Source organism: Polaribacter irgensii 23-P (assembly GCF_000153225.1).
Taxonomy (GTDB): Bacteria; Bacteroidota; Bacteroidia; order Flavobacteriales; family Flavobacteriaceae; genus Polaribacter; species Polaribacter irgensii.
On the sequence record NZ_CH724148.1, the window covers coordinates 670,587 to 688,551 of the forward strand.

Sequence of the window (17,965 nt, forward strand, 5' to 3'; positions counted from 1 at the left end):
AATAATTATCCTATTTTTTCTGAAGCAACTTTCACGGCTTTTTCTATTCTGTTATACGAAGCACATCGGCAAATATTACCTTGCATCGCATTCCTTATTTCTATCTCTGATGGCCTTTTATTTTCCTCTAAAAACGCAGCAGCTGTCATAATCTGACCTGTTTGACAATATCCACATTGCGGCACATCAATTTCTTTCCAAGCTTCTTGAACCGGATGTTTGCCGTCCACAGACAATCCTTCTATCGTCACGATTTTTGTATCTTCTAAAAAAGAAACCTGCATTTGACAACTCCTTGCAGCAACTCCGTTTATGTGAACTGTGCACGCACCACATTGTGCAATACCACAACCAAACTTGGTTCCTACCAAGTCTAACTCATCTCGTAAAACCCACAATAAAGGTGTGTCCGAATCTGCAGAAATACGGACTTGCTCTCCGTTTACATTTAAAATATAATTTGGCATAAAAATGGGTTTTAATTATCGATCTAAGTTACAAAAAAAATCATTTGAGACAATTTTTCTCAAATCCTACTGATACTGGTTGTTTTAGGTCCTTAAACCCAACAAATTCAAAACCAACTACAGGTTAAAATAGCCACAAAATAGTTTTAATATAAAACTATTTATTAAAATGTTTTGAAGTTACTATCGAAAAGTTGAATACTCAAGAAATGCCGACTTTCCTCAAAACAGCAAAAATATTTTTTTAATTACGCTGATTTAATCCTACGCTGATCTGTAAAATTTTATAGAATATAAACAAGGAATACCCGCTTAACCTTCTCAAAAACAGTTAACTTTGTTTCACTGTAGAAACAAAACATTAAACTGTTACTAGTTGCTGTTTGCTCTCCTTTTTTTTCCGCAAATAGAGTACAACAAATAAACAACGTATCCTTGTTTTAATGTTAGAAGCAGTCTTAAAGTCCACATCAATTGCTACAACAACGAATACTAGACAAATACGACTGTCTATCTAAATCGGTTTACCTGCTTGTAAACGCAGTTTTTTCGGAATCATCTCTTTTTAAATTAGACGCTTTACAATGAAACAATCTATAACAATCAGTTTTTACTTTGAAAATTTAAGACAACTTCCTATTATCGATGTAAGGTCACCAGGTGAATTTGCAAAAGGAAACATCCCAAATGCTCATAATATTGAATTATTTACAGACGAAGAGCGCGCAATAGTTGGGACTGCTTATAAGAGAGAATCAAAAGAAAAAGCCATTGAAATTGGCTACGAGTTTGTAAAGCCAAAATTAACTGATTTTGTGAAGAGCGCACTCTTAGTGGCTCCTCAGAAGGAGGCTGTAATACACTGCTGGCGAGGAGGTATGAGAAGTAATGCATTTGCCACGCACCTTCTCGAAAACGGTTTTACAAAAATCTATGTTATCGAAAATGGATACAAAGCCTTTAGAAATTATGTTTTGGACTCTTTCACAGAAACCCTCCATCTTAAAGTTTTAGGTGGTTACACCGGTACAGGTAAAACAGAAATACTGCATGCTTTAAAAAGCAAAGGAGCACAAGTAATAGACTTAGAAGGATTGGCAAACCACAGAGGCTCTGCTTTTGGAGGCATTGATCTTCCAGAACAGCCTACTACTGAACAGTTTGAAAATAAGCTGTTTTCAGAAATACTAAAACTAGATACCAAACTACCGATCTGGGTGGAGGATGAAAGTAAATCCATTGGAAAAGTATCCATTCCGAACGCCTTTTACGAAAAAATGGGGACGATGCCCGTCTACTTCTTGGAAGTTCCCTTTAAAGAGAGAGTGCAACATCTTGTAAACACATATGCAAATTTAAATCAGCAAAAATTAGGAGAGGCCATTGGCAAAATCGCAAAAAGACTGGGGAATGACAAAGCAAAATTAGCCCTTACCGCGCTAGAAAATAAAAATTATGACGAGGTTGTAACGCTTACGCTCTTTTATTACGATAAATACTATTTAAAGGGCTTGGAAAAAAGAGTAAAGTCTACAATATTAAAATTTGAAATCCCTACTGTAAACCCTGAAAAAACGGCAATATTTTTAAAACAACAATAAAAAAAATGGATACACCTATTAAATTAACAAGCTATAGCCACGGTGCTGGATGTGGCTGTAAAATATCACCAAAAGTACTTACTACGATTTTAGCATCTACTTCTCCGAAAATTAAAGATACCAACCTGCTCGTTGGAAACGACACTAGAGACGATGCTGCTGTTTATGACATGGGAAATGGAGTTGGTATTATTAGCACAACAGATTTTTTCTTACCCATCGTAGATGATCCCTTTACTTTCGGACAAATTGCAGCAACAAACGCAATAAGCGATGTGTATGCCATGGGAGGAAAACCATTAATGGCCATTGCAATATTAGGCTGGCCCATTGACAAAATAGCTCCAGAAGTGGCTGCTCAAGTAATGGAAGGTGGTAGAAAAGCATGTTCTGACGCAGGGATAATACTTGCGGGAGGTCACAGTATTGACAACCCAGAACCTATTTTTGGATTGGCAGTGACTGGATCCGTAAAAATATCTAATTTAAAACGCAACGACCAGGCGGCAGCAGGAAGTATTTTATATCTGACCAAGCCTTTGGGAATTGGAATTTTAGCTACGGCACAGAAAAAAGGTATTTTAGAGGAAGAACATAAAGATATTGCAGCTAATTCTATGATCATCCTAAATGATGTTGGATTAGCACTTGCAGAAATTGAAGAAATAACTGCGTTGACAGACGTAACCGGATTTGGGCTCCTTGGTCATTTACTTGAAGTTTGTGAGGGAAGTAATGTATCTGCCGAAATTAATTATAGTAAAGTGCCAATCTTTGAGGAAATTCATGGCTATCTCGATAAAAAATGTGTTCCTGGAGGTACTGTAAGAAACTGGGAAAGTTATGGACATAAAGTAACGCTTGAAGATGAGAAAAAACGGCATATTTTATGTGATCCACAAACTAGTGGAGGGCTATTAATTGCGGTTAAAAAAGAGGCTTCTCAAAAAGTTGCTGCCATACTTAAAAGTAAAGGTCTTTTTGCGGAGCCTATTGGAACACTGATAGAAAAATCTGCGTCTCCCGTATATATCAATGCATAAAAGCAATGCAAAAAAATAAAAGCCAAAAAAAAGCAGCACTGATTTTTTTTGGCTTTTATAAATCTACAAGATTCTTATTTAGAGAAAACTAGAATTTATTAGATATTAGTGGACTTTTTTGTCCAAGAGACTCCTTACCTTCCTGCATGCATTTATAGAAATTAAACGGGATTTTTTTTAAGACAAAAAATAGATGCTGTCATTGTGTACTTTTTTTAGGTGATTTCTGAAATGAAATTACTTCGCAGACACAGCCAAAATTGCTTACAATTCCGCTATTGACTTAATTTTTATTCATTATTGTTGGACTTGCTTGCGCTGTTGAATAGACTACTAAATCTTCAATATTCACATGGTACGGTCGCGTTACAACAAAATGAATAATATCTGCAATATCTTCTGCCTGCAAAGGTTTATATCCTTTATATACCGCATCTGACTTTTCTATATCCCCCTTAAAACGAACCTTTGAAAATTCTGTTTCTACAGCACCAGGATGAATTGCAGCTACGCGAATATTGTATTTGTTTAAATCTATCCGCATGGCCTTATTCAGCGCATTTACTGCATGTTTAGAAGCACAATACACATTCCCGTTGGGATATACTTCCTTACCTGCAATTGAACCAATATTTACAATAAAACCACTATTTCTAGCAATCATTTGAGGAAATATAGCTTTGGACACATATAACAATCCTTTTACATTGATATCTAACATTGCATCCCAATCATCAATATCTCCCTCCTGAATACTCGACATTCCATGCGCATTTCCAGCATTATTAATTAAAATATCAATGTTTTTAAAATTGTCTGGTAGCGATGCTATTGCATTTTCTACTTCACTTCTTTTAGACACATCAAACTGCAATGTTGTTACTTCAGTAATTTCACCAAGTGTTTGCTTCAACGCTTCTAATCGATCTGCACGCCTACCGCAAAGAATTAAACGAATTTTATTTTTTGCAAAAATTTCTGCGGTAGCTTTACCAATTCCCGAAGTTGCTCCTGTTATAAATGCTGTTGTTTTCATTTTAATGATTTAGAGAGATTCTTTTCTTAATCTCTATTTTGGTTTACAATACTTCCATAAAATTAAACAAACTATTTGTATATAAAAAAATAAAAAAGATACTTCTTCACCAATTATAAACAAAAAAAAACCGCCCTCCTCAGGACGATTTTCCTTTCAATTGGATATTAAAAAATATCCAATCAAAATCAACTAACCAAACTTTACTTTAAACTTTTCTAATCTTGCTTTCTCTCTATAATTCGAATCGATTTGCATTTGCATTCCTTGCGGCAATAATAGGATTTACCCGTGTTTGTCTCTTTTAAATGACGTGAAAAAACCGGTTTTAGAATTTACCAAAAGCGCTACATTCGCAACTGTACAGACCAATCTTCCAATATTTTCAAACCCTCCATTCCAACATCCACTTGTGCTGTCACGATACGCTCTGTTGTAATCTTTTAAATCTTTGAAAAACCAACACCTTAAACGAAAGAGGCATTACCGTAATTTACTTGTTTATTGCAACTTGCGTGCCAAAATGTTCTAGCGCACTTTAAAATAGGGTTGCTTTTTAAGAAATAAACGCTAGTACGTAATCGACTCCAAAAATACTAGGGATGCTTACTTTCTAAGATGCCCTACATTTTCAAGAAGAAACTTTACTGCTTTTATAATATAGTTAACAGTAATTAGAGGTACTTCACTGACATTCTGCAAAGAAAGAAATGCTATTTTACTCATGACTATAAAGCCCTATTATCTGCGTCAGAAACAGCGTAAAAGTTAAATTATACAAACCGTATGCACTCTAATTTATTTGCATTCCCATAGAATAAGTAACACATATGCCAATGTTTATTCCTATTCGACGCAAAGCTAAAAGATTACTATACACCTATTGATACTCCCTTTAAAAAAGAAGGCCTACATACTTGAGGAACACAAAAACATTTCCCTTACCAATCGCTATGCAATAATCTCTATTTTATGCTGATACCTGATGAGCACTTCGCTAAAAAAGCTGTATTCTCTCTAAAATTGTCTTTATATGCCTGCGCATAAACTTCTAAACAACAAATAGTCAAAAATATAAAAGCAATTTTAAAAACTTCATGCAACAAGACTGTAACATTACTCGTGTATAAAAGACGCATTCTAAGACAAAAAAAACACTAAGAAGTAGTGCTATGTTCAATGCTGAGAAACAAATCAATTGCCTTTTGGGGCGGATGGAAAAGGAACTGTTGATACCTTCCTTATATTTTTAACTTTGAAATACAACATTTTACCTTCTTTTTTATAGCTAAGAACGGCTTCATTGTTCATTAAATCAAAAGGAAATTGCCGCAGGCTTGGGAATGGATTTTTCAACTCTTTACTTGAATCTTTATTCAAAATAACATCCCTTCTTATACGATTCGCAATAGTATATTGACCAATCAATTGGATTTTAGCATCTAGATTTCGCACAGATACCTCGGTACTTTTACTTTGAAAATACAAAGAATCAAATACAATTCCAGCAGCATTTTTTAAATGCACTTCTAGCAGCATTCCGCGAACTCCTGGCTGCCCACCAACCCAGTCATTGTAAAACGCTTTTTCTACACTAAAGGGCGGATTTGAAACAAAGATCGAGCTACTGCATTGATAAAAACAACAAACGAGACTTAAAATAAATAACAATTTTATGGACTTCATTTTCTCTGGTTTTTAAAGTTAAATTCAAAATGTATACCAAGATAAAATAAAATCCATTCAAAGGAATGGATTTTATTCTTTTTCAAAATGAAAATAACTATTGTTTAGTTCCTAAAAGTAACAATTCACTTACTAAAATCTCTGTAACATATCTTTTTTCACCCTCTTTGGTTTCGTAAGATCTATTTGTTAACTTGCCTTCCAAAGCTATTTCCTGACCTTTATTTACATAATTCTCGACTACATTGACAAGACCTCCTGTAATGATAATATTGTGCCAATAAGCACGCTCTACTTTAGTTCCTTCCTTGTCCTTGTAACTGTCATCTGTTGCCATTGAAAATTTCGCCATTTTGTTACCGTCTTTAAAGGTTACTATTTCTGGCTCTTGACCCAATCTACCAATTAACTGTACTTTGTTTCTTAACGTATTCATAAGATAAGTTTTTGTGCATTTCGCAATGTAATGCTGATTTATAATGTATGCTGTCAATTTATTTGACACTGCAAAGTTGCGACACCCTCTTAATTTTATTCGGTTATAAAGCAATTACTTTCGATTGTAATTGATTGTAGTCGTTTGCACCCGAATAATTTAATGTATCTTTAAACTATGGAAACTAGAATATGTTTGGCGTGTGAAGAAGCTCTAAAAGGCAGGATCGATCAAAAATTTTGTTCGGATTATTGCAGAAATAGCTTTAATAATAGCGTAGATAAAGGCAGTAAAAATCTTATCAGAAACGTTAATAACAGGCTTCGAAAAAATTATAAAATTTTATCAGAATTAAATGGTTCTGGGAAAACAAAAGTAACCCGTACTAAATTATATGACAACGGATTCGATTTTCAATTCTTTACGTCCATCTACAAAACAAAAACAGGAAACACCTACTTTTATGTGTACAATGAAGGTTACCTCGCTTTAGAAAGCGAGCTTTTTCTACTGATTCGAAAAGAAAAATAAAATTTATAAATGCTGATGCTAAGTTGATTTGAATATTTTTCAAAAATAGCAACATCTCGGAAAATTAATTTTATAAAAAACTAAAAGAAAAGTCTTATTTCCAAGTATTACCTCTTACGGCAAGCGCAGCCTTTAAAACATCTTTTTGACTCAATTGCCCAATTACTTTTCCGCTTTCAGTTACTGGAAACCTTCTTCTGCGAGAAGAAATAAATTTAAATGCCGCGTCAAAAATATTCATATTTTTATCAATCGTATCTACATCTCTCACCATGTGTTTCCCAACCGTATTATTGGTATCCGAAGGCATATTATAATATTTACCCTCAGAAATATGTTTGATACAATCGGTTTCAGAAATGATTCCAATTAGTTCATTTTCGTCGTTTACCACCGGACCCCCAGAAATATTATGCACAATTAACTTTTCAATGACGTGGTCTAAAGAGTCTTCAGCTTTAAAGGTTATTAAACGCGTAGTCATGTAATCAGACACTAAAATTTGGGCACTTTCTTTTTCTTGGTGTACGTCTCTTTTTCCTTGAAAGCTCTTAATTCCCATGATCATTTATTTTAAGTTGCACTTAAAGCTACCATATTTTTTCAAACTTTGTACTTTTTTTACATTTAATTTGACTTGATCTTTAAAAAAAATAAGCCCCAATTTATAAAAACTCAAATGCACACTGCTAAAAAAAGCACTTTTTGTTCGATGTAAACAAAATGAGTGCAATCAGAAATCTCTCTATAAATGACTTTTAAACTCCAAAAAAAAACATCCTGAATTTCTTCAGAATGCTTTTAAAATTTAGGTTCTAAAATACTTTACTCTATTTCCGAAACTCTTAAAGTATTAACCATTCCTTTTGCCTCTACGGGCATTGAGGTAAGGTTGATCATCAAATCTCCTTTTTGAACATAACCTTTTTCTTTTGATATTCTATTGATATCCACAACGGTATCATCTGTACTTAAGTTTTTGTCGTAATAAAAAGCCTTTACACCCCAAAGTAAGTTTAGTTTTCCTAAAATTCTTTTTTCTGATGAAAATGCTAATATTCTAGACTGCGGTCTCCATGCCGAAATTTGAAAAGCAGTATAACCGCTATTCGTTAAGGTAGAAATCGCAGCTGCTTCGATGTCATTTGCCATTAGCGCAGCGTGATAGCAAACTGATTTTGTAATAAATCTGTTGGTTCTAATATGTGGCGCTTCGTGTGGTACTTTAATCATTCTAGAGTTTTCGACAGCCTTAATAATTTCAGCCATTTTTTGAATTACTCTTATCGGATGTTTTCCTACGGACGTTTCGCCAGAAAGCATTACCGCGTCTGCACCATCCATGATAGAATTTGCAACATCATTTACCTCTGCCCTTGTGGGTACCGCATTTTCAATCATTGTCTCCATCATTTGAGTCGCAATAATTACCGGTATTCTCGCTCTTTTTGCACGTCTTACCAATTTCTTCTGAATCAATGGAACGTCTTGCATCGGAATCTCTACGCCTAAATCTCCACGCGCCACCATTAAACCGTCACAATATGGAATCAAAGCATCAATGTTTTCAACCGCTTCTGGCTTTTCAATTTTTGCAATCACCGGAACTCGGTAATCAGAATGCTCATCAATTAAATCACGTAACATTCTTAAATCTTCTGGAGTTCTCACAAAAGAAAGGGCCATCCAATCTACATTTAATCCCAATGCAAATATTGCATCCTTCTTATCTTTCTCGGTAAGTGCTGGTAAAGAAATGGCTGTATTCGGCAAGTTTACCCCCTTTTTAGAATTTAAGGGACCTCCAACAATTACTTTCACAACAACCTCCTTATCCTTATCTGTAGAAAGTACTTCAAATAACAATTTCCCATCATCTACCATTATTTTCTCGCCAACTTTTACATCTTTAGGAAAACGTTGGTAGGTCATAAAGGCTTTTTCTTTGGTACCGATACATTTCTCTGTCGTAAATGTAAACAGGTCTCCATCATTTAAAACCACCCCATCTTCCATTACACCAACTCGTAATTTCGGGCCTTGTAAATCAGCTAAAATGGCAACATTATAGCCATTTTCTTCATTGATTTCTCGGATCGTTTTTACTGTTCTCTCTACGTTATCGTACTCTGCATGCGAAAAATTAATTCTAAATACATTTACTCCCTCTCTTGCCAACGCTGTTAAAACCTCTTTTGAATCTGTTGCCGGCCCAAGTGTAGCTACTATTTTTGTTTTTTTGTAATCTATCATATTAAAATATTAAAAAGTCTTTGGACTTTAATGTGTCTTTATTTATTGAATAAGAAGTGACTACTTGTTCAATCGTTTTTATTTTTTTTACCGTATCCGCAACAAAGTCTGCAGTCAGTTCTCCAGAAATTTTAATAAAGTAGTCTACTTTTTTTTCTTCTGGAATTAAATACATTCTTGTTTCAATAATTGAAAAAAATTCATTTCGCGCAGCTTGGTGCTCTATTTTACTAATGTTTGCGATCAGAGACCAATCAAAAGCATATTTTTTACTGCAAAAGTTATAGATGGAAAATGATGCACGATTCTGATCTCCTTCTAATTCTAAATCTTTCTGCGACTTTGAAAAACATGTTTGTAAATTTTTATTTAAAAGGTATGCAAGTCTGTAATCCTCCAGCGCGGTGTGAATACCTATTAATGTATATTCCTCCTCACAAAAATCTTCTAAACCCAAAGCATGAATTTGCATAACTTATAAATTTACATTCAAATGTATGCACGAAATTACTAATAGTTTACGAGTATTCTAAGGTATATTCACGAAAACGTTATCGCTTTAGTCTTGAGAAATTTCATTTTGAAAGGCAAAATAGACCCTTTTTGAAGCTTGTTCCTCTGCTTTTTTCTTAGAAGTAGCTCTTCCCTTAGCTATTTGCTGACCATCTATGCTGATCTTCACACTAAAGTGTTTCGTAGTCTCGTTGCCAGAATCTTCGTACGCATCAAAAGCATATCTTTTCTTTTGTTTTTGACACCACTCTATAATCAGTCCCTTGTAGCTTGTAATCTTACCCTCTAACTTCGCTATATCAACGTAAGGTGCAATTACATTTTGATGAATAAACTTCTGACAAAAATTAAACCCTTTGTCCAAGTAGATCGCTCCAATTAATGCTTCAAAAATATTGCCATGGATATTATCTCCTACATTCGCTTGATCGATATTACTTTTTACAAAACGAATTAAATTTAAATCTTTTCCCAACTCGTTTAAGTGCTCTCTGCTTACAATTTTTGAACGCATTTGTGTAAGATAACCTTCAGAACCTTTGGGAGCTTCCTTGTATAAATATGCAGAAATTACAGCTCCTAAAATGGAGTCTCCTAAAAACTCAAGACGCTCATAGTTAATGGGAATCCCTTTCCTGTCTATCATTTGGACAGATCTGTGCGTAAATGCCTTTTTGTATTTATTGATGGAAGTAGGTGAAAATTTTAACAGCTTTTTTAATTCGTCACGTAGTATTATGTCCTCTTGAGGTCGAGATTTAACTATTTTACGAATAAAATTCATACGCTACTCATCTAATTTCTTAAAAGCTACACAGGCATTATGACCTCCAAAACCAAACGTATTACTCATCGCAACCCTAATCTCTCTCTTTTGGGCTTTGTTTAGCGTTAAATTTAAATCTGGATTGATATTTTCATCAATATTTTGATGATTAATTGTAGGGGGTACAATACTGTGTTTCATTGCTAAAATTGCGGCAATAGACTCTATTGCACCGGCAGCACCTAATAAGTGACCAGTCATCGATTTTGTAGAATTGATGTTGATGTTTTTTGCATGTTCCCCAAAAACAGCTGAAATCGCCTTCAATTCTGCTACATCTCCAAGTGGAGTGGAAGTACCGTGTGTGTTAATGTGATCTACATCTTCGGGATTAATCCCAGAATTTTCTAAACAGTTTTTCATTACAGCAATGACTCCAATACCTTCAGGATGTGGCGCTGTAATGTGGTGTGCGTCAGAAGACATTCCACCACCAATTACCTCTGCATAAATTTTTGCGCCTCTTGCTTTGGCGTATTCATATTCTTCTAAAACCAATGCTCCTGCACCTTCACCTAAAACAAAACCTTCTCTACTAGCATCAAAGGGTCTTGAAGCTGTTTCTGGTGATTCGTTTCTCGTAGATAAAGCTTGCATTGCGCTAAATCCACCAACTCCCGCTATTGCAATCGCCGCTTCACTACCACCGGTAACAATCACGTCACAATATCCGAGACGGATATAATTTAAGGCATCTATCATTGCATTTGCAGACGATGCGCACGCAGAAACGGTTGTATAATTAGGGCCCATGAACCCATATTTTATAGAAATATGTCCTGGCGCAATATCCGCAATCATTTTAGGGATAAAGAAGGGATTGAATTTCGGATTTCCGTCACCAGCAGCAAAATTTAAGACTTCGTTCTGAAGTGTTTCTAAGCCTCCAATTCCCGCTCCCCAAATAACCCCAACTCGCAGTTTATTAATCGTTTCTAAATCCAGTCCTGAATCTGCAATTGCCTCATCTGAAGCAACCATAGCGTACTGAGCGAATTTATCCATCTTGCGAGCAGACTTCCTATCGATAAAATCTGTAGGATTAAAGTTTTTCAACTCACATGCGAAACGAGTCTTGAACTTGGCAGCATCAAAGTGTGTGATAGGTGCTGCTCCGCTAACTCCGTTAACTAAAGCGTTCCAATATTCTTCAATATTATTACCAATTGGCGTTAATGCGCCAAGTCCAGTTACTACAACTCGTTTTAATTGCATATAAATGTTACTTTTTTGCTTCTTCTATGTAACTAACAGCCTGACCTACAGTTCCAATGTTTTCTGCTTGATCGTCTGGAATTTGAATATCAAATTCTTTTTCGAATTCCATAATTAACTCAACAGTATCTAAAGAATCTGCTCCTAAATCATTTGTGAAGCTAGCTTCTGTTGTTACCTCGTTATCGTCAACGCCTAATTTGTCTACGATAATCGCTTTTACTCTTGATGCAATGTCTGACATAATTTCTTTATTTTAAATTTTAAATCTGGGCAAAAATACGATTCTTATTAATTATAACTAATATTTGCCCCAAAAAATGAAGATTAAAAGTAAATAAAATTATTTAATCTTTCCTGAAAAGAATCAGTTTGTTAATAATTATCCCTTTTTTTGTACTTTAGATAGATACATATGGAGCGTATTGTTGTTTTTGCTTCTGGTTCCGGATCGAACGCAGAAAACATTATTAATTTTTTTAAACATACTCAAACGGCAAAAGTTACGCATGTATTGTGTAACAATCGGCATGCCAAGGTTTTCGAAAGGTGTAAAAAACTGAACACTAAATGTCTCCTTTTTGATAAGGAAGATTTTTACACTTCAGATAGCATTTTAAATATTTTGAAAAAAGAGGCCGACTTTATTGTGCTTGCTGGATTTCTATGGCGAATTCCGCAAAAAATTGTAAGTGCTTTTCCAAAAAAAATTATCAATATACACCCTGCATTATTACCAAAATACGGTGGAAAGGGAATGTACGGAATCCATGTTCACGCAGCGGTAAAAAGCAATAATGAAATAGAAACTGGAATCACAATTCATTATGTAAATGAAAACTATGACGAAGGTGCTGTTATTTTTCAAGCAAAAACTGCTTTACGCTCAGCAGATACTCCAGAAACCATTGCTGAAAAAATTCATCTCTTAGAACAGCATTACTTTCCAAAAGTAATACAAGAAGTAATTTTAACCATCCATGAGTAAAAAAAAGTTTTATGTCGTTTGGAATGGTCGAAAAAAAGGAATTTACACATCATGGAACGTTTGTAAGAAACAAATCGATGGCTTTGAAAGCGCTCAGTACAAATCTTTTGCTGACTTAAAAGAGGCTGAAATTGCATTTTCTAAAAACTATGCCGATTACATTGGACAAAATACAAAAAAACCAAAATTGTCAGCATCTGAAAAAACGGCCTATGGACACCCCAATTTAGAAAGTATTTCTGTGGATGCCGCTTGTGCTGGAAATCCAGGAAAAATGGAGTATAGAGGTGTTTTAACACATAACAAACAGGAAATTTTTAAAAGAGGCCCTTATGAAAGAGGTACAAATAACATTGGTGAATTTTTAGCTTTGGTCCATGGAATTGCACTTTTAAAAAACAAGAACAAAGAAGATATCCCTATTTATTCGGACTCTAGAACGGCAATGAGTTGGGTAAAACAAAAAAAATGCAAAACGAACCTTGCCTTTGATGCTTCAAACAAAGAGCTATTGATACTGATAAAAAGAGCAGAAAACTGGCTAAAAGAAAATACAGTTAAAAACCCTATTTTAAAATGGGAGACGAAAGCGTGGGGAGAAATTCCTGCAGATTTTGGGCGGAAATAACCGCTTATTTTCAACAACACAATACCTGCGTTTAGTATCGATACTATTTCTTCTTTCAAAGCAAATAGACTCCTTTATAAAGGACGTTGTTTGAAGATAAACCATTCACACTTCTTGCAGTGCTCTTAAAATTTAAAAATTCTTTGAAATTTTAACTCTTTTGAAGTTCCCGTTTCCACGGGAACTGCAATTAAAAGAGGTTTCTATAAATCTTACTTGCATAAGTTTTAAAAAACGGTGGTTCGCTTTTAAACTTTTGTTACTCTTCTTTAAAAATAGACAACAGTTTGAGGAATAAATTCTTTTTCATAGCATTTTCCCAGCAAACAAAAATGTAAAATATAAGTGTAGCCACCAAAAAAATTACCTTGCTTTTTAGAGTAGCTGAATTCAGGGATGCTCAAATACACTGTTTCCAGGGTCACCATAAAAAATATATTACTATTGTTAATTATGGTATTTTTGTTTCAAGAACACTTTATTATGAACAGAGAAGGGAAGGTAAATTCAAATACAAAATCTAATTACTTCAAAGTATTAGAGAAGATTATTGCCAGCAGAATTGCAAATGGAGTGACGCAAATAAACATGGCAAATCACCTAAACCTTAGTGAAGGAGGGTATTTTAAAGTAGAAAAAGGAAAGACAAAATTAGACCTAGAAAGATTGCTTGAAATTTTAGAATTCTTAAAAATAAGTCCAGAAGAATTCTTTAAAGACATCGCATAAGTTAAAGCCAAAGATTCTAAAAAACGCAAGACGAATGCTCTTTTTGAATTTTTTATGGATACCAACTTTTTCAATTTTATCTCAAGCTACTTGTCTTTAATTCGCAAAAGACCGCATTGTATGGATGCTTTCATGAATGCTCTGTTCATTGTTGCAATGTGGTCTAAAAAAATACCTTTTAGGCACTCGACTTGTCAAACAACCGCGTCTCTACATTTTTCAAAACCATCAAGACCTATTTGCTCTACCGTGTTTCACATGCTATCTGCAACCCCTATTTGTTTTTGTAGTTAAAGAATATTCTCATAAATTATACCCAATAGAAAACATCAATATTCTTGGTAAAATAAAAGTTTTGGTGTCTGAAACTACATACTCTGAAAAACGATTGCTTTGTTTAAACTGTGCATTGAACATATTTTTTGCACTTACTTTATAAGACCAGGCACTATCCTCGTTTTTATAAGACAGTGTTGCATTTGCAATTTCATAGGTGTTTTTCTGACTTAAATCTTTATTTTCATAGATGCTTTTTCTATAATCGAAATTAAAAATAAAGTCTTTAAGAAAGTCGTAATCTATGTTTACAAAAGGTTCTGTAGTTACAAATTTTGAGGTATTGCTACTAGAAGTAAACCGACCAATAGCCCTACGAACTCCTATTTCTATCTTAGGAAAATTATCAAACATGGTTTCGAAAGCAAGCTCATAATCGTAGTTCTTGTTTTTATTCGTTTGAAGTATAGTGTCTATTTCTTGAATATAACTAGCATTGTTAAAGCCAACATCTAACTTGTATTTAATGTCTTTGATACTTTTCTCTAAATGCACATTTCCTCTCAGGTCTTCCGACAGATTATCAAATAATTTTGCTGTTAAAAACTGATTGATTCTTTGAGAAGCATTTGGATTGTTTACATCAAATGCCACCGTATTTCTTACTCCTTGTATTTGTTTGTTGTAGTTTAGACTTGCAAACAGCATAATGCCTCTGTACAAGCTAAACCTGCTATAATAAATTCTTGCCGCATGAAATAGATTGTTTTCTAGCGTTTCATTTCCTTTAAAAACCGAGTTATACGATTGTAAATAAAAACGATTGGCAAATCTACTGGCATCTGAAAAAGTGGTTTTTAAATTGTAATTAACGGTAATTTTTTTCGATTTATTAAATTCAATTTTTGCTAAAAAATCGGGTAAAACCACCCATTTATTTTTAGTTGTTTGGTTTTGCTGGTTCACGCTCCAATTGTAGTTGTGCAAAAAAGCACCTTGTTTAAAAGTAAAAATACCTGTCCTAAATTTATAGTGAAGTCCTGCAAAAACATCATTCAGTTTAAAATTTACATCATTTCCAAAGCCATCAGAAGAAAAATTATTGAAGCTAAAATCATCTAATTGCTGCCTGTCTTCTGTGAAAAAATCTTCATTTAAAAATTTATTCCCGAAGGTTGTATAAATATGGTTGCTGTTATTCAGCTCCCAAAAATGTTTAAAAATAAAGTCTATCTGTTGCTGTTTGGTGTTTTTATCTTGTAAGATGCTCAGCAAGTCTTGCGCATTGTCTGCAGGAATTAAACCTTGCAAAATAGGGTTTTCGGTTTGCCAAAAAGCATTTTGAGCACTGGTATCAGAAACGCAACTAAAAACAGCAGAAAAAGTGTGCTTATCAGACTGTCTTTTGTGCCATTCTATATTTTGATTGATATAAGTTGCCACCAAATCTCTGTCTGTATCAATGGTATTTGCAGCATTGTTTACCAAAGAGAGTAAACGATTGTTATTGCTATTATTGGTTCTTTTTACTTGGGTTCTAAAATACCATTTCTCTAAAGAGTTGGGGGTATATTCGATGTTCAGGTTCCCAATACCTAAGACATTGTCTTTATGGGTACTATTGGTTCTTTGCTCTGTAAATGCATTATACTCATTAAAATCTTCTATAAAACTACTGGTATTTGTATTCGAAAAAATAAGAAATCCAGCAATGTCTAGTTTAGAAGTCGCTGTTTTAGTAATGTTCAAAGCGCCAAACTTTTGTTTGCTTACTAAGACATCATTACTTTCCATAAATTGAGAAAAAGAACCTCCTTTCCAATCAAAATTGCCACTAAAAATGGCATTTACACCTCCAGAAAAACTCATATAATCTCGAAACGTAAATGTTTTTTCGCCTGTATTATTGATGTTTCCTATAAAATTTACATTCGTTTTTGGTGCATAGTAGAAAAGGTTTGCACTGGTTTTATAAAAATCTTCATTGCCTTTTCCGGCTTCCACATCACCAAAAACAAAACGTTTTTTATCTTCTTTTAATTTGATGTTCATTGCCATTTCATCAGAATCTGTGAGTCCTTTTAAAAAAGCCACTTCGTTGTAATTGTCGATGACTTCTACATTGCCCACGGCATCTGCAGGAATGTTTTCTACGGCAAGTTTCGAGTTCCCACCAAAAAACTTTTTACCATCTACTAGCATTTGGGTTACTTTTTTGCCCTGTACCGTAACCGTTCCGTTTTTATCGACTTCAACGCCTGGGAATTTTTTTAAAACATTTTTTAGTTTTCGCTCAGAACCATCTATAAATTTAGACGTTTTGTAAGTTGTAGTATCTCCTTTAACGGTTACGGGCATCTCAATCACAATCTCATCTAAACTTTCTGAAGATTCTTTTAAAATAAAATCTTTTTGAGCGCCTTTTAAAGCTATAAATTGATAGGCTAACGGCTTATAACCCAAATAAGAAATACTAATATTAATGGTATCTCCTTTTGCCAATTGCAAACGATAAAAACCCTCGTTATCTGTAATAGCAAATTGCAAGTTTTTAGAGATATCTTTGGGTTTTGCAATGACATTTGCATACGGCATTGGATTTTGTAAACTGTCTTTTACCGATCCGCTTAATGTTACTTTCTGAGAAAACACAGAAAATGAAATAAGCAATAAAATAAATAGGAGGTTCTTTTTCATAAATAATATCAATTATTTTTAATCTCAAAATTAATTTTTTCTATTTTCATACATTTTTTTACTAAGAATATTGAATTCTTCTAAAGTTATTTTTTTCCCTTTAGAAGGTTTTTTAATCTCAACATTCTTATTCATCAAATTTATTTTAGATGCTTTAATTATTAAATTACCTTCTTGTAATTCTAATATTAAACCGGGTAAACCGTTGAATTCATTAGGACCAAAATTATAGGGTAGTTCTGTTGTATACCAAGCTATAACCTCTACTTTATTTTTTCCTTTTGAATTTTCTACCTCTTTAAAAGTGGTAGCTTTGTAACAAACATAACTATCTATTTTTTTTCTTTCTTGAGTTAATTCCCATTCTACTTGTGAAACATCAACAATAAACAGTTGCCCGTAAGCTTCTTTTTGGTTTAAAGTTTCTTTTGTTTTTTTATTTGTGTAATAAGAACCATTTCCCATCATTATTCTAGTAAAATTAATCTTTTTCTCATTTATTTTAAGTCTTTTTTCTTCTTCGAAAATAGATTCATTCTTACTAAATTTCAACTTAAAATTAATACTTTTTTGATTTTTCATATTAGAAATTATCATCTTTTTCATATTTTCCGATCCTTTAATTTTTTTAGCGATTGAATCTAATTTACTTTCATTTACTAACATATTTACTTCATAGTTTATTTCACCAGTATAAATTTGTTTTTGGCTGTATGAGTTAATACTTAATAAAAAGTAAGCATAAATAATTAAAATTTTCATTTTTTGTTTTTTGTTTTTAAAATTGAGGCACTTTGTTAGTGCCTCAATCAATTATCTAATAAGCTTTAAATTTCAATTTAAAGCTTATTCTCTTTTTTTAATTCATACAAGTATCGTATGCTGCTGCCCAAACATTGTGACGTTGTTCATATGTCATTGTACGTCCCTCTGAACTTGCCAAAGCATCAGAAAATCTTTCAGTCAAATCAGCAGACTCCCAACAACCAAATAAGGCCATATCGTTGGTTAAAGTTTCTTTGTTCGATGTTGTTGCATTC

General features: G+C 33.7%; 19 protein-coding genes. 6 read left to right on the plus strand and 13 right to left on the minus strand.

What is annotated here, in order from left to right; all coding sequences use genetic code 11:
• Positions 1 to 5 precede the first annotated feature (5 nt).
• The gene (locus PI23P_RS02940) at positions 6 to 467 is read right to left on the minus strand and encodes a (2Fe-2S)-binding protein (RefSeq protein ID WP_004569237.1); all 462 of its coding nucleotides are present in this window, start codon (positions 465 to 467) and stop codon (positions 6 to 8) included.
• A 584-nt stretch (positions 468 to 1,051) separates the two neighbouring features.
• On the opposite strand from PI23P_RS02940, the gene mnmH reads away from it, so the two are divergent.
• Complete coding sequence (gene mnmH, locus PI23P_RS02945) at positions 1,052 to 2,068, plus strand: tRNA 2-selenouridine(34) synthase MnmH (RefSeq protein ID WP_004569238.1); 1,017 nt, start codon at positions 1,052 to 1,054, stop codon at positions 2,066 to 2,068.
• Positions 2,069 to 2,073: 5 nt separating this feature from the next.
• Complete coding sequence (gene selD / locus PI23P_RS02950; protein WP_004569239.1) at positions 2,074 to 3,111, plus strand: selenide, water dikinase SelD; 1,038 nt, start codon at positions 2,074 to 2,076, stop codon at positions 3,109 to 3,111.
• Between the two features lie 283 nt (positions 3,112 to 3,394).
• Here selD and PI23P_RS02955 read toward each other — a convergent pair whose 3' ends face one another.
• The 3 genes from PI23P_RS02955 to PI23P_RS02965 form a co-directional block, all read right to left on the minus strand.
• Entirely contained in the window at positions 3,395 to 4,147 is a 753-nt protein-coding gene (locus PI23P_RS02955; protein WP_004569240.1) for an SDR family NAD(P)-dependent oxidoreductase, read from the minus strand.
• Between the two features lie 1,194 nt (positions 4,148 to 5,341).
• A complete protein-coding gene (locus tag PI23P_RS02960; RefSeq protein WP_004569241.1) occupies positions 5,342 to 5,833 on the minus strand; it encodes a hypothetical protein in 492 nt (163 codons plus the stop codon).
• A gap of 97 nt (positions 5,834 to 5,930) precedes the next feature.
• Entirely contained in the window at positions 5,931 to 6,269 is a 339-nt protein-coding gene (locus PI23P_RS02965) for a single-stranded DNA-binding protein (RefSeq protein ID WP_018941870.1), read from the minus strand.
• Between the two features lie 177 nt (positions 6,270 to 6,446).
• Between PI23P_RS02965 and PI23P_RS02970 the strand changes: the two genes are divergently transcribed.
• Positions 6,447 to 6,800, plus strand: coding sequence for a hypothetical protein (locus PI23P_RS02970; RefSeq protein ID WP_004569243.1), 354 nt, complete (start codon positions 6,447 to 6,449; stop codon positions 6,798 to 6,800).
• Positions 6,801 to 6,894: 94 nt separating this feature from the next.
• On the opposite strand, the gene PI23P_RS02975 is transcribed toward PI23P_RS02970, so the two are convergent.
• From PI23P_RS02975 to PI23P_RS03000, 6 genes are all read right to left on the minus strand, one after another.
• Positions 6,895 to 7,362, minus strand: a complete 468-nt coding sequence (locus PI23P_RS02975) for a CBS domain-containing protein (protein ID WP_004569244.1) — start codon at positions 7,360 to 7,362, stop codon at positions 6,895 to 6,897.
• A gap of 263 nt (positions 7,363 to 7,625) precedes the next feature.
• On the minus strand, positions 7,626 to 9,053 hold the full coding sequence (pyk, locus tag PI23P_RS02980) for a pyruvate kinase (protein ID WP_004569245.1): 1,428 nt from the start codon (positions 9,051 to 9,053) through the stop codon (positions 7,626 to 7,628).
• Position 9,054: 1 nt separating this feature from the next.
• On the minus strand, positions 9,055 to 9,525 hold the full coding sequence (locus PI23P_RS02985; protein WP_004569246.1) for an IPExxxVDY family protein: 471 nt from the start codon (positions 9,523 to 9,525) through the stop codon (positions 9,055 to 9,057).
• Positions 9,526 to 9,612: 87 nt separating this feature from the next.
• The gene (rnc, locus tag PI23P_RS02990; protein WP_004569247.1) at positions 9,613 to 10,350 is read right to left on the minus strand and encodes a ribonuclease III; all 738 of its coding nucleotides are present in this window, start codon (positions 10,348 to 10,350) and stop codon (positions 9,613 to 9,615) included.
• Between the two features lie 3 nt (positions 10,351 to 10,353).
• Positions 10,354 to 11,607: a beta-ketoacyl-ACP synthase II gene (gene fabF, locus PI23P_RS02995; protein ID WP_004569248.1), complete on the minus strand. Its 1,254-nt coding sequence runs from the start codon at positions 11,605 to 11,607 to the stop codon at positions 10,354 to 10,356.
• 7 nt (positions 11,608 to 11,614) lie between these two features.
• Entirely contained in the window at positions 11,615 to 11,851 is a 237-nt protein-coding gene (locus tag PI23P_RS03000; RefSeq protein WP_004569249.1) for an acyl carrier protein, read from the minus strand.
• A gap of 171 nt (positions 11,852 to 12,022) precedes the next feature.
• On the opposite strand from PI23P_RS03000, the gene purN reads away from it, so the two are divergent.
• The 3 genes from purN to PI23P_RS03015 all read left to right on the plus strand — a co-directional run bounded on the left by purN (position 12,023) and on the right by PI23P_RS03015 (position 13,952).
• Positions 12,023 to 12,595 carry a phosphoribosylglycinamide formyltransferase gene (purN, locus tag PI23P_RS03005; protein ID WP_004569250.1) on the plus strand — a complete coding sequence of 191 codons (573 nt, stop codon included), beginning with the start codon at positions 12,023 to 12,025 and terminating at the stop codon, positions 12,593 to 12,595.
• Positions 12,588 to 13,223 carry a ribonuclease H1 domain-containing protein gene (locus tag PI23P_RS03010; RefSeq protein WP_004569251.1) on the plus strand — a complete coding sequence of 212 codons (636 nt, stop codon included), beginning with the start codon at positions 12,588 to 12,590 and terminating at the stop codon, positions 13,221 to 13,223. Before purN ends, PI23P_RS03010 begins: the two co-directional genes overlap by 8 nt.
• Before the next feature lie 483 nt (positions 13,224 to 13,706).
• Complete coding sequence (locus PI23P_RS03015; protein WP_018941873.1) at positions 13,707 to 13,952, plus strand: helix-turn-helix domain-containing protein; 246 nt, start codon at positions 13,707 to 13,709, stop codon at positions 13,950 to 13,952.
• A 303-nt stretch (positions 13,953 to 14,255) separates the two neighbouring features.
• On the opposite strand, the gene PI23P_RS03020 is transcribed toward PI23P_RS03015, so the two are convergent.
• The 3 genes from PI23P_RS03020 to PI23P_RS12650 all read right to left on the minus strand — a co-directional run bounded on the left by PI23P_RS03020 (position 14,256) and on the right by PI23P_RS12650 (position 17,925).
• Entirely contained in the window at positions 14,256 to 16,925 is a 2,670-nt protein-coding gene (locus tag PI23P_RS03020) for a carboxypeptidase-like regulatory domain-containing protein (RefSeq protein ID WP_004569253.1), read from the minus strand.
• 30 nt (positions 16,926 to 16,955) lie between these two features.
• The gene (locus PI23P_RS03025; RefSeq protein ID WP_004569254.1) at positions 16,956 to 17,687 is read right to left on the minus strand and encodes a GLPGLI family protein; all 732 of its coding nucleotides are present in this window, start codon (positions 17,685 to 17,687) and stop codon (positions 16,956 to 16,958) included.
• 97 nt (positions 17,688 to 17,784) lie between these two features.
• On the minus strand, positions 17,785 to 17,925 hold the full coding sequence (locus tag PI23P_RS12650; protein ID WP_004569255.1) for a hypothetical protein: 141 nt from the start codon (positions 17,923 to 17,925) through the stop codon (positions 17,785 to 17,787).
• Positions 17,926 to 17,965: the final 40 nt, after the last annotated feature.